Origin of the sequence: Clostridium senegalense JC122, assembly GCF_000285575.1 — a bacterium.
Lineage (GTDB): Bacteria > Bacillota > Clostridia > Clostridiales > Clostridiaceae > Clostridium_J > Clostridium_J senegalense.
Genome location: NZ_HE611053.1, coordinates 388,636 through 402,025, shown reverse-complemented (window position 1 = coordinate 402,025; position 13,390 = coordinate 388,636). Strand labels below are relative to the sequence as shown.

The 13,390-nt window shown below is 25.4% G+C and carries 12 protein-coding genes and 1 riboswitch; of the genes, 10 read left to right on the top strand and 2 right to left on the bottom strand.

What is annotated here, in order from left to right; all coding sequences use genetic code 11:
• Positions 1-6 precede the first annotated feature (6 nt).
• Positions 7-498: a cupin domain-containing protein gene (locus tag CSGHG_RS15920; protein ID WP_010297487.1), complete on the bottom strand. Its 492-nt coding sequence runs from the start codon at positions 496-498 to the stop codon at positions 7-9.
• A 186-nt stretch (positions 499-684) separates the two neighbouring features.
• On the opposite strand from CSGHG_RS15920, the gene CSGHG_RS15915 reads away from it, so the two are divergent.
• From CSGHG_RS15915 to CSGHG_RS15870, 10 genes are all read left to right on the top strand, one after another.
• The gene (locus CSGHG_RS15915; RefSeq protein WP_010297484.1) at positions 685-1,416 is read left to right on the top strand and encodes a hypothetical protein; all 732 of its coding nucleotides are present in this window, start codon (positions 685-687) and stop codon (positions 1,414-1,416) included.
• A 224-nt stretch (positions 1,417-1,640) separates the two neighbouring features.
• Positions 1,641-1,740, top strand: a riboswitch (purine riboswitch).
• A 72-nt stretch (positions 1,741-1,812) separates the two neighbouring features.
• Complete coding sequence (gene add, locus CSGHG_RS15910) at positions 1,813-2,802, top strand: adenosine deaminase (RefSeq protein ID WP_010297482.1); 990 nt, start codon at positions 1,813-1,815, stop codon at positions 2,800-2,802.
• A 260-nt stretch (positions 2,803-3,062) separates the two neighbouring features.
• Positions 3,063-3,743 (top strand): ABC transporter ATP-binding protein, encoded by a 681-nt coding sequence (locus CSGHG_RS15905; RefSeq protein WP_010297479.1) that lies wholly within the window; start codon positions 3,063-3,065, stop codon positions 3,741-3,743.
• The gene (locus CSGHG_RS15900; protein ID WP_010297476.1) at positions 3,743-5,743 is read left to right on the top strand and encodes an ABC transporter permease; all 2,001 of its coding nucleotides are present in this window, start codon (positions 3,743-3,745) and stop codon (positions 5,741-5,743) included. Before CSGHG_RS15905 ends, CSGHG_RS15900 begins: the two co-directional genes overlap by 1 nt.
• The gene (locus CSGHG_RS15895) at positions 5,733-5,918 is read left to right on the top strand and encodes a hypothetical protein (protein WP_010297474.1); all 186 of its coding nucleotides are present in this window, start codon (positions 5,733-5,735) and stop codon (positions 5,916-5,918) included. Before CSGHG_RS15900 ends, CSGHG_RS15895 begins: the two co-directional genes overlap by 11 nt.
• A gap of 2 nt (positions 5,919-5,920) precedes the next feature.
• Positions 5,921-6,217, top strand: a complete 297-nt coding sequence (locus tag CSGHG_RS15890; RefSeq protein ID WP_010297471.1) for an FtsX-like permease family protein — start codon at positions 5,921-5,923, stop codon at positions 6,215-6,217.
• A 47-nt stretch (positions 6,218-6,264) separates the two neighbouring features.
• The gene (locus tag CSGHG_RS15885) at positions 6,265-6,945 is read left to right on the top strand and encodes an ABC transporter ATP-binding protein (RefSeq protein WP_010297467.1); all 681 of its coding nucleotides are present in this window, start codon (positions 6,265-6,267) and stop codon (positions 6,943-6,945) included.
• The gene (locus CSGHG_RS15880; protein WP_010297464.1) at positions 6,945-9,431 is read left to right on the top strand and encodes an ABC transporter permease; all 2,487 of its coding nucleotides are present in this window, start codon (positions 6,945-6,947) and stop codon (positions 9,429-9,431) included. The genes CSGHG_RS15885 and CSGHG_RS15880 overlap by 1 nt, the downstream gene beginning before the upstream one ends.
• A 419-nt stretch (positions 9,432-9,850) precedes the next feature.
• A complete protein-coding gene (locus tag CSGHG_RS15875) occupies positions 9,851-11,305 on the top strand; it encodes an ABC transporter permease (RefSeq protein WP_010297461.1) in 1,455 nt (484 codons plus the stop codon).
• Positions 11,281-12,264 (top strand): ABC transporter permease, encoded by a 984-nt coding sequence (locus CSGHG_RS15870; RefSeq protein ID WP_010297458.1) that lies wholly within the window; start codon positions 11,281-11,283, stop codon positions 12,262-12,264. Before CSGHG_RS15875 ends, CSGHG_RS15870 begins: the two co-directional genes overlap by 25 nt.
• 55 nt (positions 12,265-12,319) lie before the next feature.
• Here CSGHG_RS15870 and msrA read toward each other — a convergent pair whose 3' ends face one another.
• On the bottom strand, positions 12,320-12,895 hold the full coding sequence (msrA, locus tag CSGHG_RS15865) for a peptide-methionine (S)-S-oxide reductase MsrA (RefSeq protein ID WP_010297455.1): 576 nt from the start codon (positions 12,893-12,895) through the stop codon (positions 12,320-12,322).
• Positions 12,896-13,390 lie beyond the last annotated feature (495 nt).

The following is a 13,390-nucleotide window of genomic DNA, read 5'->3' as shown; positions in this document are numbered from 1 at the left end:
ATATTATTATTCTCTTGTAAGTTTTTCTATGATATTCTCATGTTCTGGATATTTACTCATTAAATCACTTCTTGAGAAAAGTTTAAAATCATCAAAGTGGAATCCAGGAGATACCATACATCCTACTAAAGCAAATCCATCTTCATTCATGCTTGAACCAAATATGTATCCTTTAGGAACTAAAACCTGTGGTGATTCGCCTTTTTCTATATTTAAACCTAATTGTTTTGTTATTAGTTCACCGCTAGGAGAAATCATGTATATTGTTAAAGGGGAACCACTGTGGTAGTACCACATTTCATCGGATTCAAGAATATGAAAATTAGAAACTTCTCCAGTTCTTAATAAAAAGTATATACTGGTCCAAAGGTGTCTAGAGTCATTAGTATGATTAACTTTTATGTTTTCATCAGATTGGAAACATTCTTTAAAATAGCCTCCTTCAGGATGAGCAATCATATCTAAAGATTTTATAAAATAGTCTGCGTTTCTTATCATTTTTGCAATCTCCTTTATCAATTAAAATATTTATAAACAATATTAATACATTTGTTATGAATTTACAAGAAAAAAATATAACTAATAAATAAAAACTTATTTCAGTAATGGTTTTGTGTAAAATAAGAACTTTATGTAATTTAAAACATATTATGTATATAGAGTATTGAAAAGGGAGTTTTGTTTATGTTAAGAGAAATTTGTATTGATAAAAGATATTTAGAAAATATATCTGGAGGAAATGACAGGTATAAATCTAATGATTATATTATTCAAAAACATAATGGTCTTGAGATTTGGAATAGTTTTTATAGGCAAACATCAGGAAATATGGTTCAAATGGATTTAGTTAAACAAGCAGTAAAGGGAACTTTTGAAAAAGCTTTTTTTGAACTTGCAAAAATTTCAGGAAGGTTAAGTAATGATGAGGTTTTAAAATTTCATGTAAACTTTTTTGAAAATATGTTTATGCAACATGCAAATAACATACCATGCTTTAAAAAAGTAAAAGAAAAATCACCGGATAAAATGGAGTTTCAAAGAATAGTAGAAACTCATGTAAATAGATTCAGAAAGACATTTCAATTTCATGTTGAAAAGTTTCAGTGTAATAAAACTATGAATCCTTCAGAAAATATGGATTTAACCAATGAATTAAATAAATGGTTTGATGATTTTAATAGTAAGCTTAATGAGTTTATGGCATTGAGTAAGGATTTAACTTTAGACCAATCTATGGAGTTACATGATACAATGGTGGAAACCATAATTAGATTACATGTTGAAAATTTAGAGTGTTTTAAAAATCTTAAAACAGGTGCTGTAGATGGTATGAATTTAAAAGATATAATAACTAATCATCAAAAGAGATGTAGAAATGTATTTAATATGCATGTAAATATGTTTAATTGTGAATAATATAGGGAAACAAGCTCCAATTTAAATTTATTCAATAACTTTAAAATATTTTTATACAAAATATAGTGTTGAGTTCCAAGTGATTCAGAGCATGTCTCACTATTTTGGGTATCCAAGTTTTGGAGTGGATAATTTTAAGAGTCAACTTAGAACCCTATATAAATATATTTAAAATGTAAAATTTTAATAAAAATCTATTGACACTTTTCTTTAAACCATTTATAATCACTAAAAAGTAGTAGCTTCGTATAACTCCAATAATATGGTTTGGGGGTCTCTACCAGGTACCGTAAATTCCTGATTACGAAGAAGAGAGTGTAACATTATCTTCTTCGTAATCAGGAATTTTTTTGTTATGTTACATAAAATATTTTATATAATAGGGGGAATTTATTAATGAAAAATTGTTTGCCAAAAATAGATTTACATTGTCATTTAGATGGAAGTGTTAGACCAGAAACAATACTAGATTTAGCTAAAAAGGAAGATGTTAAACTATTTTCACATGATATAGATGATATAAAAAAGGCACTTATAGCACCATTTGATTGTGAGTCTTTAAATGAATATTTAGAAAGATTTAAAATACCCAATGATATAATGCAGTCAAAAGAAAGTTTAAAAAGAATAACCTTTGAATTATTAGAGGATGCAGCAAAGGAAAATGTTAAATATATAGAAATAAGATTTGCACCATTACTTCACACATTAAAAGGGTTATCAGTAGATGAGATTATACAAAGTGTAATTGATGGTATAAAACTTGGGGAAGAAAAGTATGAGATAAAAGGAAATTTAATACTAAGTTGTATGAGAAATATGGGCGAGGATGCAGCTATAAAAGTTATTGAAGAAGGAAAAAAATTCTTAGGAAATTATGTTGTTGCCATAGATTTATGTGGACCAGAAGAAAATGGATTTGTACATGAGTTTGTAAAAGCCATAAGACTTGCTAGAGAATATGGATATAGAGTAACTATTCACGCTGGTGAAACAGGATTTGGTATAAATGTTTTAGATGCAGTAAAACTTTTAGGTGCAGAAAGAATAGGTCATGGAATATTTATAACTAACTGTGATGAAGCTTATAAAATAGTAAAAGAAAAAGGGATAACCCTTGAAACATGCCCAACAAGTAATGTTCAAACTAAGGCTGTAAAATCTTTTGATAGCCATCCGTTTTATGATTTTTACAAAGATGGAATCAACGTTACAATAAATACAGACAATAGAACAGTTTCTAATATAGATATGACAAATGAATGTAATATTGCCTTTGAGAAATTTAAAATAAATAATGATGATTATAAGAATATATATTTAAAAACAGTGGAAGCAACATTTGCAGACGAAGACACTAAAGAGTGGCTAAAGCAGTTTATTTAGTTAAATGAATTGTTTAACTTAGAAAAATTAAAAATAATAATGAAAAGCCTGTGTTTAAAATAAAATTTAAATTTTTAAACACAGGTTTTTTCTATATAAAATTATAGGTTAAGAGTTATTTATTACATTTAAATTTTTACAAAATGCTAAAATAAAAACAGAATATTATGAAAATTATGTATATTAATATAGTATATATTTACCAAATGAACTATAATATATATTATATATTCTAAAGCGAGATGAAAGGAGGAAAAGTTTTGGAACTTTTAAGAACTGAATATTTAACTAAAAGTTATGGATTTAAAGAAACGGAAGTTAAAGCTTTAAAACCTACAGATTTTAGTATAAATGAAGGTGAATTTACTGCCATTATCGGTCCAAGTGGTTCAGGAAAAAGTACACTATTACATCTTTTAGCAGGTCTTGATAAACCATCAAGTGGTAAAGTGTATATTAATGGAAAAGAAATATATTCTATGAGTGAAAAGGAGCTTTCTAAGTTTAGAAGAACTAATATAGGATTTATATTTCAGTTTTTTAATCTTATTCCTATACTTTCTATAGAAGAAAATATTAAATTACCAATTTTAATGGATGGAAGAAAAGTTGATGAAGATTATTTTAATGAAATAATAGAAACTTTAGGACTTACCGATAGAAAAAGACACCTTCCTGGAGAAGTATCAGGAGGACAACAGCAAAGAGCATCAATAGCACGAGCGTTAATTACAAAACCTTCAATAATATTTGCCGATGAACCTACTGGAAATTTAGATAGTAAAAATAGTGAAGAAGTAATGGACCTACTTACAATGTCAATTAAAAAATATAATCAAACTTTAGTTATGATAACACATGATCCTAAAATAGCAGAAAGAGCAGATAGAATAATAACTATATCTGACGGTGAGATAAGTGGAGATAGGAGGACTCATTAATGAAAAGTTTTTGGGGGCTTATTCCACGTAATATATTAAAAAATAAGAAAAGAAATTTTTTAATAGGAGTATCAATTATGCTAGCAGCAGCCCTTATTACATCTTTAAGCATAATTGAAAGCTCTATAATTAAAAATGCAAAACAGGGATATATAGATGCTTCCGGCGGAATTTATGATGTTATGGCATATCAAAATGGATATAAAGACATGAGTAAATTCAAAGAAGATGAAATTTTTAAAAAAGCAACGATGGTTACTAATGTTGGTATTCATAAAGTTAAAGATTCTAAAACAGAAATATCAATAGATGGTTATGATGAAAATGCAAAACATATTTTAAACTTTAAACTTTTAAAAGGTAAATATCCAGAAAAAGAAAATGAAATAGCAATTGAATCTTGGATTTTAGATGAAATTCTTCCAAACTATAAATTAGGCGACAAGATAAATTTAAGTTATGAAAATAATAGTTCACAAAACAAGAAATTAACCGGTGAAAATGAATTTACATTAGTAGGTGTTATAAAGTACACAAGAGAAGAAGATTCATTTAAAAATAGAGGTAAGGCATATATAACTGATGATTATGCTAAAAAAATAGTTAAGTATTTTCCTGTAAAATATAGTGCATATGGAATAAAAAAAGATAAATATTCTTTAGAAGATATTGATATTATATTAGGCGTTACTAAGGATTATGAACAAATGTCTATATACCATAATTATTTTAAAGAATTTGCCTTAGATGGAATAAAGGTTTTAAATGGAACATTTAAAATGATATTTTGGATTGTGGGAGTAGTAGCAGCAATTGTTATTTATAATATCTTTAACATAATGGTTACAGAAAGAACTAAAGATTTTGGTATATTTAGAGCTTTAGGTACATCACCAGGAAAAATTAAGGTTTTAGTTATTTTAGAAGGTATTGCTTTAGGGGTGATATTTATACCTATAGGTATATTAATTGGAGGAGCTTTTATTACATTACTTATAAATAATGCCAATATATCAAATTTTTATATACCTAGAGATGGATTAAAATGGTCTTGCATAGTGGGATTCTTATCTATAATAGGTGGTTCGTATTTCCCAGCTAAAAAAGCTTCAAAAATAACACCTATGGAAGCTATTTTTTCAAATAATAATTTAGAGTTGAAAGGTCATATGTTAAAACCAGGATTGGAACCAGAAGAAAAATTTAGAAAAAATTTCTCATTTATATCTAATATGGCCTATTTAAATTTAATTAGAAATAAAAAACGCTTTATAACAACAGTCATATCTTTTAATATAACAATAATAATGTTCTTTGCAGTCAATTATATAATAACTACTATAAATCCTGTTAAATCTTTCAAAAAAGATTTTTCGTCAGATTTTATTATAACAACATCTACAGATAAAAGAATAAGTGAAACTTTTATAGATGATATATCAAATTTATCATCAGTAAATGTAGTTTCAAAAGACAAGGTATTAAGTTGTAATGTACAGATTCCTAAAAGAGCTTTAACTAAATCAGGATATAATTATTTAAAAGCTGAATCTAAATCAAATAAATCTGAACTTGATAATTTAAATAATGGAATATATAAATTTATTAGTGATATCCATGGATATGATAAAAATGAAATAGAAAGGTTCAAGGAGTTTGTTATAGATGGAGAAATTAATTTAGATGATATGCAAGAAAAACAATATGCAATATTAATCCAAAATCAATATAGTAAAGTTAAAGTAGGAGACCTTGTAGAAATCATGGCTCCAACATATGATAATAACGGTAACATTAAGGGAAATAAAATTATTGATTTTGTAGTTGTAGCATTGTTAGATGAAAATAAAGTGAGAATAGGTGAACGTTCAATAATTCCTATAATATCTAATGAAGCAATGACGAAATATTTAAGTTTATCAAATTATAATAATATAAAAATAAATATAGATTATAAAGATAAATATGAAGATATAAAATCACAATTAAATGAAAAATAAAAATAAAAAGGAACTATCATTGTTAGATTATAAATCTGAATTAGAAAAGATAAAAAAAGATAGCAAGGCTAGAGTATTTATACTATATAGTTTTATAATAACTGTTTGTATAGTTGTAGTAATAAACATTGTAAATGTTATGAATATGAGTGTAATTTTAAGAAAAAAGATATAAGTATGCTAAGAGCTATAGGAATAAGTAATAAAGGTGTAAAAGAAATGATATTAAAAGAAGGATTTTTTTATGGTATTTTTTCAGGGGTATCAGGTTCTATATTAGGAACTATAGTTTCATTTTTTATGTATAGTATAATAAAAAAACATATAAATGCAACAGTATCATGGAATATACCAATTATATCTATCATGGTTGCAATAGTTGTATCATTGATAATATGTTTATTAGCATCATTATTACCATTAAGAACTTTGTTTAAAGATAGCATTATACAATCTATAAGAGATATAGAATAGATTTATTTATTAAAAATATTATATATATTTTAAAAGGGGATGAGTTTTTGGAACTTTTAAGAACTGAATATTTAACTAAAAGTTATGGGTTTAAGGAAACGGAAGTTAAAGCTTTAAAACCTACGGATCTTAGTATAAATGAAGGTGAATTTACTGCCATTATAGGTCCAAGTGGTTCAGGAAAAAGTACACTACTACATCTTTTAGCAGGTCTTGATAAACCATCAAGTGGTAAGGTGTATATTAATGGAAAAGAAATATATTCTATGAGTGAAAAAGAGCTTTCTAAGTTTAGAAGAACTAATATAGGATTTATATTCCAGTTTTTTAATCTTATTCCTATACTTTCTATAGAAGAAAATATTAAATTACCAATTTTAATGGATGGAAGAAAAGTTGATGAAGATTATTTTAATGAAATAATAGAAACCTTAGGACTTACAGATAGAAAAAGACACCTTCCTGGGGAAGTATCAGGAGGACAACAACAAAGAGCATCAATAGCACGAGCATTAATTACAAAACCTTCAATAATATTTGCTGATGAACCTACTGGAAATTTAGATAGTAAAAATAGTGAAGAAGTAATGGACCTACTTACAATGTCAATTAAAAAATATAATCAAACTTTAGTTATGATAACTCATGATCCTAAAATAGCAGAAAGAGCAGATAGAATAATAACTATATCTGACGGCGAGATAAGTGGAGATAGGAGGACTCATTAATGAAAAGTTTTTGGGGGCTTATTCCACGTAATATATTAAAAAATAAGAAAAGAAATTTTTTAATAGGAGTATCAATTATGCTAGCAGCAGCCCTTATTACCTCTTTGAGTATAATTGAAAGCTCTATAATTAAAAATGCAAAACAGGGATATATAGATGCTTCTGGCGGAATTTATGATGTTATGGCATATCAAAATGGATATAAAAACATGAGTAAATTCAAAGAAGATGAAATTTTTAAAAAGGCAACAATAGTTACTAATGTTGGTATTCATAAAGTTAAAAATTCTAAAACAGAAATATCAATAGATGGTTATGATGAAAATGCAAAGTATATTTTAAACTTTAAACTTTTAAAAGGTAAATACCCAGAAAAAGAAAATGAAATAGCAATTGAATCTTGGATTTTAGATGAAATAGTTCCAAACTATAAATTAGGCGACAAGATAAATTTAAGTTATGAAAATAATTATTCACGAAATAAGAAGTTAATCGGTGAAAATGAATTTACTTTAGTAGGTGTTATAAAGTACACAAGAGAAGAAGATTCATTAAAAAATAGAGGTAAGGCATATATAACTAATGCTTGTGCTAAAAAAATAGTTAAAGATATTCCAGGAGAGTATAGTGCATATGGAATAAAAAAAGATAAATATTCTTTAGAAGATGTTGACATTATATTAAAACTTACTAATGATTATGAGCAAATGTCTATAAGAACAAATGCTTTTAAAGAATTTACATTAAATGCAATGAAAGTTTTTAATGGAATATTTAAAATGATATTTTGGATTGTAGGAGTAGTAGCAGCAATTGTTATTTATAATATCTTTAATATAATGGTTACAGAAAGAACTAAAGATTTTGGTATATTTAGAGCTTTAGGTACATCACCAGGAAAAATTAAAGTTTTAGTTATTTTAGAAGGTATTGCTTTAGGGATAATATTTATACCTATAGGTATATTGATTGGAGGAGCTTTTATAACATTACTTATAAATAATGCCAATATATCAAATTTTTATATACCTAAAGATGGATTAAAGTGGTCTTGCATAGTAGGATTTTTTTCTATAATAGGTGGGGCATATTTCCCTGCTAAAAAAGCTTCAAAAATAACACCTATGGAAGCTATTTTCTCAAATAATAATTTAGAGCTAAAAGGTCATATGTTGAAACCGGGATTAGAACCAAAAGAAAAATTTAGAAAAAATTTCTCATTTATATCTAATATGGCCTATTTAAATTTAATTAGAAATAAAAAACGTTTTATAACAACAGTTATATCTTTTAATATAACAATAATAATGTTTTTTGGAGTGAATTTTTTAATAGGAACAATGAATCCTATTAAAGATTTTAAAAATAAATTTGGTGGAGATTTCATAATTAAATCTTCTGCAATAAAAGGTAATCAAGGAATAAACAAAAAGAACATTGAAAATATATCTAAAATGCCTTCTGTTAATATAAAAGGTAAAGAGAAATATATAAACATGTTATTGCAGATACCTAAGGATAGTGTAACTGATTCAGGATATAAATACTTAAAGGCTTATTATGGAGGTAATAAAGCATCATTAGATAATTTAAATAAAGGAATTTGTGATTTTAATTCTTATTCATATGGATATGAAAAAGATGAAATAGAAAAGCTTAAAGAGTTTGTTAAATTTGGAGAGATTGATTATGAAGAAATGAGAGAAAATCCATATGTGATTTTAATACAAAACAAATATAGTAAAGTAAGTGAAGATGATTTTGTAAAGTTAAAAATTCCTTTATATGATGAACATGGGGAGTTTAAAGGTGATAATACCGTAGAATTTAAAGTTATAGCAGTTTTAGATGAAAGTAAAGTAAACTTAAGTGAAAGATGTATAACAACTATAATGTCTAATGAGGCTATGGAAAGGTATTTAAATGTAAAAAACTATAGTAATTTAAAGGTAAGTTTAAGTGATGAAAACCAGTATGATAATGTAAAAACATTAATCAATAAAGAAATAAAAAATTCAAAAGAAATAACCCTATTAGATTATAAAAGTGAGCTAGAAAAACTGAAAAAAGATAGCAAAGATCAGTTGATGATATTATATAGCTTTATAGCTATTGTTTTTATAGTTGTAATAATAAACATTATAAATGTTATGAATATGAGTGTAATTTTAAGAAAAAAAGACATAAGCATGCTAAGAGCCATAGGAATAGGCAACAAAGGAGTAAAAGAAATGATATTAAAAGAAGGTTTGTTTTATGGCATAGCTTCAGGACTCTCAGGGTCAATTTTAGGTACAATATTAGTGTATATATTATCTTATATAGTAAAGAGAAGTTCAAATAAAATTATAGCATTTCATATTCCAATAGTCTCAATAGTACTTTCCTTAATTATATCTATAACAGTATGTGCAGTATCAGCATTATTACCATTAAGAAAAGTGTTTAAAGATAGTATTATAGATTCATTAAGAAGTATAGAGTAATTAATTTGTTTTTTACAGATAAGGCTTTTGAAAATAATTTAAAAGTCTTATCTGTTTATTTTAACTTTTAACTATAGGGTTCCAAGTTGACTTTTAAAATTATCTATTACAAAACTTGGATACCTAAAATAGTGAGACATGCTCAGAATCACTTAGAATTTAACACTGCATTTTGTATGAAATTATTTTAAGGTTATTGAATAAATTTAAGTTGGAGCTTGTTTCCCTATAAATATAATTTGATGTTAAAGTTATACAAAAGTTATAAAAATTAAGTATAACTTTAATTTCACTATGTGTTAAAAGGAGATGAGCTAGTAAATGAATAGTTTTTTTTCCATAATTCCTAAAAACATATTGAAAAATAAAAACGAAATTTTATTATAGGGGTTTCTATAATATTAGCTGTTTCATTGGTTATGGCTTTAAGTATTATAAAAGATTTAACTATAAAAGAATTAAATAATGAAGTGATAAATTTTTCAGGTGGAGTATATGATATTCAAGGAGCATCTAATGATTATAAAGATATAAGCAAATTTAAAAATGATCCTCTTTTTGGCAAGGTTACATTAGTAAATGATGTTGGAGTTTATAAAATGCCTAACTCTAAAACTGAGTTACAAATAAGTGGATATGATGATAATTTAGAGGAATTATTAAATTTTAATTTAATAGAAGGAAGATATCCTAAGAATGATAGTGAGATAGCAATACAAGATTGGGTATTAGAACAATTTCCTATAAGTTATAAAATAGGAGATAAAATTAAATTAGAGTATTCTTCAACGTATATGTCTAAAAATGGAATGAATATATTTAAAGATGAAAGGGAGTTTATATTAGTTGGAAAAGTAAGTTTTACAAGAGATGAGTTAATAGCTAAGAATAAAGGAGTGGCATGTATTACTAATGAATTTGCTAGAAAAATTTTAGGCGAAATTAATGTACAAACACTAGCATATGCTACAAACTCTAATCGATATTCATTAGATGATTTATTTATTGCTATAGGAATGATAGATGAATATAGAAATATTAATGTAAGAAATAATATGGGTAAATATTTTTTAGGTGGTACAATTAGGCTTGTTACAGTTACTTTTCAAATTTTATTTATAGTTATAGCCATAGTTGCAGGAATAGTAATTTATAACATATTTAATATAATGGTTACAGAGCGGATAAAGGAATTTGGAATATATAGAGCATTAGGTGCATCATCAAATAAGATAAAAATTATAGTTGTTTTAGAAGGTATTATGGTGGGGATAGTATTTATACCTATAGGAATATTAATAGGAACTTTCTTTGTAAATATAATAGTAATAGGATTAAGGAATAGTAGCAATAATTTATTAAACTTATTTAATGCACCTTTAAATGGTATTATTCAATCCTTTTTAATAGGAATTTTAGCTATAATAATTGGATGTTATTTTCCAGCAAAAAAAGCATCAAAAATATCTCCAATAGAAGCAATAGTATCTAATAACAATTTAGAGTTAAAAGGTCATATGTTAAAAGAAGGTTTAAATCCTAAAAAAAGTATAAGAAGAAAACTAAATTTTGAAGGTAATATGGCATATTTAAATTTAGTTAGAAATAAAAGAAGGTTTATAACAACTGTTATTTCTTTTAATATAATAATAGTTTTATTATTTACAGTAAATTATTTAATAGGAACAATAAATCCTATAAACGATTTTAAAAAATCTTTTAATAGTGATTTTATTTTAAATTCTTATAGTACTAATGGAAAAGATGGTATAACAGAAAAAACTATAAAAGATATAGAAAACATGGGGAATTTATATATAGATAAAAAAGTAAAGTTAAAAGTAGTGGCATGGAAATTCCACCGGATACAATAACATCAAAAGGATATAAATTTTTAGAGTCTGTAGTAAAGGGTGATAGTAATTCTAGAGAAAATTTACAAAAGGGTATATATAATTTTCCTATTAATGTATATGGATGTGATGAAAAAGAATTAAAGGTATTAGAAGAATATACAATTTTCAAAACTGAAGATATTAAAGAAATTAAAGATAAACCTTATGCCATAGTTTTGCAAAATGGGTATACTAATATTCAGGCTGATAATTTTGTTAAATTTAAAACCGATAAATTTAATGAAGATGGAGATTTTTTAGGAAGTGATACAGTACAGTTTAAAGTTGTAGGAATAATTGATGGGAGTAAGGTTGATGTAAGTTTAGATAGGGTTGCTCCATTTATAAGTAATGAAGCTATGAGCACATATTTAAATGAGCAAAAATATAGTGAAGTTAGAGTTAATTTAAGCAATAAAGGCTCTTATGAAACTGTGAAAGAAAAGTTAACAAATCAATTAAGAAATTCAAAGGAAATAGTTTTAAAAGATTATAAAGAAGAATTAGAAAAAGAAAAAGTTAAAAATAGAAATAAAACAGCTATATTGTATGGTTTTTTGGTTGTTATATCGATAATTACAGTAATAAACATTGTTAATGTAATGAAGATGAGCGTTGTTTTAAGAAAAAAAGATATAAGTATGTTACGTTCTATAGGATTGGATAATAAAAAAGTTAAGAAAATGATAATTTATGAAGGCTTATTTTACGGAGTGATATCTTCAATATCTGGATGCATAATTGGAACTTTTACAACTATAATAATTCATTTTATAAGCAAAGATATTATAAACACTACTTTAATATGGAAATTTTCGTTATTTACAATAATATTGGTTTTCTTTAGTTGTATTGTTATATGTTTGTTAGCAGCGTTAATGTCATTAAAAAATATTTACAATGGAACCATAGTTGAAAGTATAAAAAGTATAGAATAATTAAACCCTCATTATAACTAAATGATAAGCTATAATGGGGGTTAAAGCTTATATATTATTCATCTTTAAGTGGTAAGGTTTCATATATATTGTAATATTCGTCACCCCAATACTTATTTATAAATTCATCACGACCGGACCTTTCACGATCTTTTTTATATTCTTTAGAGTTCTTTTTATAAAAATTTTGATGATATTCCTCAGCATTATAAAACGTAGTAGCAGGCAAGATTCTTGTTATTACTGGTTTTTCAAATCGCTTGGAATTGTTAAGGTTTTCTTTTGACTCTTCAGCTATAAGCTTTTGACCTTCAGTTAAATAAAATATTGCAGCTCTATATGAATTTCCCCTATCTTGAAATTGTCCTTCATCATCTGTTGGGTCAATTTGGCGCCAAAATACATCTACAAGATCTTTATAAGATATTACTTTAGGGTCGAAGATAACTTCTATAGCTTCATAATGACCAGAACTTTGACTTTTTACATCTTTATAAGTTGGATTATCTAAGGTGCCTCCGATATATCCAGAGGTAACTTTTATGATTCCATCTAAAATATCAAAAGGTGATACCATACACCAAAAACATCCACCAGCAAATATAGCTTTTTCATAATTTTTAGTACACATAATAACACTCCCTTTCATAATAAGTTATAAAAATTTTATCACTTAAATTCAAAAATTTACAGCATAATATATAGGATGCCAAGATTATTTTTAAAATTATATATTCCGAAACTTAGATACTCAAAATAGTGAGACATGTTACGAATCATTTAGAATTCAACACTATATCTTGTATGAAAATATTTTAAAGTTATTGAATAAATTTAAATTGGAGCGTATTTTCCTATATATTTATAAAAATATAAGTTATTTTGTGAAATAAATATAATAGTAAAATTTAAAGTTTTTATTTATAATTGACTTTTAATACAATAATTTGTAAAGTATAAAGATGTATAGGAATATAGGTGCAAATATTAATTTATACATAGAGATTTTTATTTTAGCTTAAAATAAGAATCTAGGATTTAAAGTTTGTATTTAAAATTATGTAAGTCTTTTATTATCAATAAAAATAATAAATATTTTAGGTTAGATAATGAATTAAAAATTGAG

Excerpts from the sequence above, each read along its gene's own strand:
- CSGHG_RS15920 (WP_010297487.1), bottom strand. The coding sequence starts at position 498 with ATGATAAGAAACGCAGACTATTTTATAAAATCTTTAGATATGATTGCT.
- CSGHG_RS15915 (WP_010297484.1), top strand. The coding sequence starts at position 685 with ATGTTAAGAGAAATTTGTATTGATAAAAGATATTTAGAAAATATATCT.
- add (WP_010297482.1), top strand. The coding sequence starts at position 1,813 with ATGAAAAATTGTTTGCCAAAAATAGATTTACATTGTCATTTAGATGGA.
- CSGHG_RS15900 (WP_010297476.1), top strand. The coding sequence starts at position 3,743 with ATGAAAAGTTTTTGGGGGCTTATTCCACGTAATATATTAAAAAATAAG.
- CSGHG_RS15895 (WP_010297474.1), top strand. The coding sequence starts at position 5,733 with ATGAAAAATAAAAATAAAAAGGAACTATCATTGTTAGATTATAAATCT.
- CSGHG_RS15890 (WP_010297471.1), top strand. The coding sequence starts at position 5,921 with ATGCTAAGAGCTATAGGAATAAGTAATAAAGGTGTAAAAGAAATGATA.
- CSGHG_RS15880 (WP_010297464.1), top strand. The coding sequence starts at position 6,945 with ATGAAAAGTTTTTGGGGGCTTATTCCACGTAATATATTAAAAAATAAG.
- CSGHG_RS15875 (WP_010297461.1), top strand. The coding sequence starts at position 9,851 with ATGGCTTTAAGTATTATAAAAGATTTAACTATAAAAGAATTAAATAAT.
- CSGHG_RS15870 (WP_010297458.1), top strand. The coding sequence starts at position 11,281 with ATGGAAATTCCACCGGATACAATAACATCAAAAGGATATAAATTTTTA.
- msrA (WP_010297455.1), bottom strand. The coding sequence starts at position 12,895 with ATGTGTACTAAAAATTATGAAAAAGCTATATTTGCTGGTGGATGTTTT.